This is a genomic window from Microbacterium memoriense, assembly GCF_025398275.1.
In the GTDB taxonomy this organism is placed as follows: Bacteria; Actinomycetota; Actinomycetes; order Actinomycetales; family Microbacteriaceae; genus Microbacterium; species Microbacterium memoriense.
Genome location: NZ_JAODOR010000024.1, coordinates 1 through 4,773 on the forward strand (window position 1 = coordinate 1; position 4,773 = coordinate 4,773).

Sequence of the window (4,773 nt, forward strand, 5' to 3'; positions counted from 1 at the left end):
GATCCGGGGTCAAGGCCCAGCTTCTATTCGCTACTGCACGCGCAGGTTGTGATCGGCGACTGGAAGGACGAGTACAACCACCACCGCCGGCACTCCTCGCTCGGCTACCTACCCCCAGCTGAGTACGCTCGACAGTGCACCCATCAAATGGAAACCGACGACTCACAGAACGTCCGGACCGAATGAAGGGGGCGGCTCACAGGACTGGCGGTCCCAGCTCGCCGCCGCCGCATACACGCACGCGACACGGAACGGCCCGCTCACTGTCGTGCTCTACGACTGCACCACGCTCTATTTCGAAGCCGAACGCGAGGACCGCCTCCGGCGGGTCGGGATGAGCAAGGAACGCCGCGTCGACCCGCAGATCCTCGTCGGTCTGCTTGTCGATCAGGGCGGGTTCCCCCTCGAGGTCCACGAGTTCGCTGGGAACAGGGGTGAGACGCTCACCCTGCTGCCCGTCCTCGACGCGTTCCGGGAACGGCACCAGGCGACCGAGATTGTGGTGGTCGCCGACGCGGGCATGCTGTCGGCTTCGAACCTGAACAAGCTCGAAGACGCCGGGTTCTCTTTCATCGTCGGCTCCCGCACCTCCAGCACGCCCTACGACTTGGCCGAGCACTACGCGACGGTGGGAACATCGTGATCGACGGGGAGACGATCGAGACCACCCGCACCATGGGTGCCGGGGCGGCGGCGCGTCAGCGGCGGGTGGTGTGGCAGTACTCCCACAAACGCAAGATCCGCGACAACATCACGTTGAACAAGCAGATCGAACGCGCCGAGCAGATCGCCGCGGGCACGAGACCGCGAAGAAGGACCGGTTCGTCACGCTCGGCGAGAGGCCAGGAGTGAACTGGGCGCGGGTCGAGAAGGCGCGTGAGTACATCGGGCTGAAGGGCTACGTCACCAACCTGCCCACCATCACGGCCTCTGCAGCGGAGGTGGTCGCCGCATATCACGACCTGTTCGAGGTCGAGGCGACGTTCCGGATGGCGAAGACCGACCTGCGCGCGAGGCCGATGTTCGCGTCGACCGAGGACTCGATCCACGCGCACCTCACCGTCGTGTTCGCCGCCCTCGCGATCAGCCGGCACCTCCACAAGACCACCGGCGTGAGCATCCGCCGCGTCATCCGCGCACTGCGACCCCTGCGGGACGTGACGATCGGCATCGACGGGCACGAACTCACCGCGCCCACGCCCCCGACCGGCGAAGCCGCCGAGATCCTCGCCACCCTCTACCCGTGAGCGTTACGCACCAAAGTGACACGATCCAGGTCAAAGTAGTCAATTCCCCATAGCGGAGTGTGAACCTCACCACACTATCTCGTTCGCGTACGAGCACTCCGCAAGAGCCCGTCCGCCTGTGAGTATCCATCACAGCTGACGACTCCCGGCGCGAACATGTAGATCCGCCCGGAGACTTTGATGGTGACTCTCCATCGTAACCGCGTCCTCATTCCCCCTGGACTGCTGGCATCGACCTCTCGGCGAGGCGCAAACTCAACTTACGCGCGCCGAGGGCACCCCTGCCGGTCACCACCCAGATACTCTGAGCTGCGCACAACACGAATAGCGGAACATACAGGTAGACATAACGAGAACGTGCTTCAAAGAACGCGAGGAACACGATCAAAAGCAGAATGGCAATTCTGCTTGCCGTGATTTCCGCAGTATGCAGGGCCCGCCTCGAGCAGAAGAGCGGCAGCGCGATACAAGCAAGCGTCAGAAGCCATGCAGACTGCCACAGCGGAGCAAGGACCGCGCGATTGCTACCGTATAGGTCGTAGTAACTCTGGATCAATGAGCTGGTGTCATCGCTGTTCTCAAATGCATAGTCCATCTGAGCGCCTTCTTTCCATTGGAAGAAGCTTCCATCGCCAAGCGTCCAGGTGACCTTCTGAATCAAGAATCGCACGTAACCATCGAAACCCATATCCTTGACGCGGCTGATGTAGAGATCGATGCCATACTTCAGTCGCTCATCAGGGGGTGTCGAGACCATCGCATTAACATCATCCGCACTGTAAGAGCCGAGTCCTTGTGCGCCCATTGCCAGGAAGTGACTGAATGGAATCGCCTCTGACTCCGCCGAGTTTGGGAGAGCAACTGCGCGATTAGAAAACGCGGGCACGGCGACAAGATAGAATATGCACAGAAAAAATGCAGACGCAGCTATCCACGCAACTGCTAGCGCCTTGCCTTTCTTTCTTCTGAATCGAATGATCAACTCGACGACAACTACTGCAGCAAATACTGCGCCGACGGTCGGCTTTACGGACATACCAATACCGACGACACATCCTATTAGAACCCAGCTAGCCAACGCCATATAGCCGCGATGACGCCTGGCCATTAGCCAGATCGCAAACACGGCGACAGGAAAGGGGGCGGCAAGCGCGTCCGAATACGGAACACTAACCACCGGCGAGACTATAATGAACACCGTAAGCGGGGCGAGCAGTAAGAGCACAAGCCTGCTCCGGCCGATTTTCCACGCCGCAATAACTGTAAAGCTGAACGCAATGACGAGGGCGACAGCATTTACACTCATGGCGACGAGAAGTCGACCATACTCAGATCCACCATGGAGCGAATCCGTCAATCTGAAGATCGCGCTGTAGAACGCGAGCATAGGGACGTTATTGGGGTACATGGGAAAGTACCGCGCCCCTTCCTCGCTCCCCATCGCACTTGCACCGTCAGCGATATAGCCGCTTACGCGGAAGATTGCGCCGGCATCGAATCCTGGATATCGAAGCGCAGCAAAGCCAATGCGCCACACCACCATTAGCGCAATCAGCGATCCGCCGAAGAGCGCGAGAAGCCTCCCAGCCTTGGGAAGTCTGTCGAGTGCGGCGCCTCCACGTCTCGCCGCGTCGGCGAAGAGCGGCGCGGCGACCAGCGCAACTAGAATGATAACGCCAAGAGGAATCGCCCATGAGTGATCGTCGTCCCACTCACCTTCCACCACAGACATCACTGCAGAAATACCAGCAATGACGGCTAGGAGAAGTGCGATGAATCGAAATGCAACTGGAGCGGATGAGAAGTACTTCGCAACCGATCGCGCGTATGGTCCGAGTGGTGCATACGCTGAACGTAGGTAGCTTCGAAGCGCGATACTGCGGCGTTGCTCGTCAGGCACAAATACGATGCGTCTATACCAAAGGTAGTTCCACCCAAGGGCAAGCGCCACCCCAAACAACTTCGGCGCGGTGACGTAGAGAAAGCCACCTTCACGAACAATGCCATCGAGGAATGCGGATCCGATCCATATGGCAGCAGGCTGGAGAAGCCAAAGGCCAATGACGTTTCCGATGACAAAAGTTACTATTCGCCTCCGAAAGGAGCCAGGGATGTCACCGAAGGTATAGCGCCCATTCAATAGGAAGCTAACAATTAGACCACTGGTGGTCGATATGAAATTGGCGGAGATGACTCCGAAGCCGAGGGCCGACAGTGTCACATACAGCGAAACGTCAATAGCCGTATTGATGACCCCGATTGTGGCAAACGTCAAGATCCGCCGCGATTCAGAAGGAGAAGTCTTCACCCCTGTGCAGAACTTTCTGGAATGACACTTGCATGGCGCGTGCCGTCATCGTTCACCGCGCGATATACCGATTGCAAGAGATATCGCGGTCGGCGCTGAACCTCCGTATAGATCCTACCGACATACGCTCCAACGATGCCCAGCATGACGAGCTGGATGCCTCCGAGGAAGAACATCCCTGTCGCTAGAAACGCCCAACCTTGGACGATGACCTCTGGAAAGAAAAGTCGCACGAATATCGCATAGAGACCTATCAATGCGCTCAATGCGGCAATGACGAAGCCGGTCCTAGAGATCAATCTCAGCGGCTTCGACGAAAAGCCCAGTACCCCATCACTTGCCAGGGAGATCATGCGACGCCAGGTGTATGCCGTCTCGCCCGTGACGCGTGCCGCGCGGTCGAACGGAACTGCTACCTGGTTGTAACCGAGCGAAGCGACTATGCCCCGAATGTATCTGTTCGCCTCCCGATATTCAGCGAGCGCGTCCACTACCCGCCTGCTCATCAGTCTGAAGTCGCCGGTGTCGGCAGGAATCTTGGTGTCCGACAGAACATCTAGGAGCCGGTAGTACCAATACGCAGTCAGCTTCTTTATCGCGGAATCTTGCCTTGAGCGACGCTGCGCGTATGCGACGTCCGCTCCGGCCTCCCATGCCTCGATCAGTTCGGGTATCACGGCGGGGGGATCCTGCAAGTCTGAGTCCATAACGATAACTGCATCGCCGACACATCTGTCGATTGCTGCTGTGATCGCGACCTGGTGCCCGTAGTTCCGAGAAAGATCGACCACCGTGACTCGGGAGTCCTCAGCTGCGATCCCCTTCAGCACCTCCAGTGATCGATCTCGACTGCCATCGTTGACATATATGAATTCGAATGCGTAATCGCGATCGATCTGCGATACGACTCGCATGAGCTCCATATGAAACGCTTCGATCCCAGCTTCTTCGTTGTATACGGGCATCGCAACACTCACAAGCGTCATCACGTGTGACGATGGCAATCCCTCATCCACCGGGCTATCCTCCAATTTCAACTCCCCCGACATACTGCGGCCTTCGCCAGCCGGAACCTCCTCGACGCCCAGCATCATGGGCCTCATAACTCGGTTCATGCTCATGGTATCCATTGTTGAGTTGCCTCTGTGCAAGTTGAACAGGACCTGCCTTGACGGCTGTTCGGACCTCAGGGGGGCTGGTGGGCTGACCCCGTTTCGT

Annotated in this window: 3 protein-coding genes and 1 pseudogene; 2 read left to right on the forward strand and 2 right to left on the reverse strand. The window is 58.3% G+C overall.

Translation table 11 applies throughout. From position 1 onward, the window contains the following. Both N4R40_RS13100 and N4R40_RS13215 read left to right on the forward strand, forming a co-directional pair. On the forward strand, nucleotides 1–186 hold a 186-nt coding region (locus N4R40_RS13100), incomplete at its 5' end, for an integrase core domain-containing protein (RefSeq protein WP_261607824.1). Between the two features lie 13 nt (nucleotides 187–199). After that, a pseudogene (locus tag N4R40_RS13215) lies at nucleotides 200–1,247 on the forward strand (IS1634 family transposase); the annotation flags it as partial. A gap of 208 nt (nucleotides 1,248–1,455) precedes the next feature. On the opposite strand, the gene N4R40_RS13120 reads toward N4R40_RS13215, so the two are convergent. Together N4R40_RS13120 and N4R40_RS13125 are read right to left on the reverse strand one after the other, a co-directional pair. Further along, a complete protein-coding gene (locus tag N4R40_RS13120) occupies nucleotides 1,456–3,555 on the reverse strand; it encodes a GtrA family protein (protein ID WP_261607827.1) in 2,100 nt (699 codons plus the stop codon). Continuing rightward, nucleotides 3,552–4,676 (reverse strand): glycosyltransferase family 2 protein, encoded by a 1,125-nt coding sequence (locus N4R40_RS13125; protein WP_261607828.1) that lies wholly within the window; start codon nucleotides 4,674–4,676, stop codon nucleotides 3,552–3,554. Before N4R40_RS13125 ends, N4R40_RS13120 begins: the two co-directional genes overlap by 4 nt. Between the last annotated feature and the right edge of the window lie 97 nt (nucleotides 4,677–4,773).